1 pseudogene is annotated in these 440 nt (G+C 50.5%); it reads right to left on the bottom strand.

Features of this window, described 5'->3' with window-relative positions:
• Positions 1 to 440: pseudogene (locus EAO36_RS08365) on the bottom strand (hypothetical protein); the annotation flags it as partial.

Here is a 440-nt window from a genome sequence, read left to right as displayed (position 1 = left end):
GGTGTTGCTCCTCTGTTTCTAATCCTGGCTCTGACACTTCTTGTTCTGGTGCCACTTCTGATTCTACGGCCCTAGCTTCTGCCCCCTCAGTCTCTAACTCTCCAGTCTCTAATACAGGCTCTAACCCCTCAGTCCCTAAAAGTGCGGATTCTGCTAACTCTGCACTGGATTCTAACTGCGTTGGCAATTCTTGGGATTCTAGGGGCGTGGGTGTAAGGGGTTCTTGCTCTGCCAAAGTGCTTGTGTTTTCCATAGGCTCTATACTAGCCACCACGCTTTCTGGTGTGTCCTGCAACACTTCAGGTTCTAGCAACATGTCTGCTTCTAATTCCAAGGACTCTGTGGGGAGGGCTGGTTCTGCATTCATGGCCTCCATAGAATCCTCTAAGTTAGGAGTTTCTAGGGAGTCTCCCTCCATTTCTTGGGAAGGGGCTAGCTCC

Source organism: Helicobacter mehlei, assembly GCF_003660265.1.
Lineage (GTDB): Bacteria > Campylobacterota > Campylobacteria > Campylobacterales > Helicobacteraceae > Helicobacter > Helicobacter mehlei.
The sequence above is the reverse complement of the archived record's forward strand: the minus strand, read 5'-3'. Positions and strand labels throughout refer to the sequence as shown.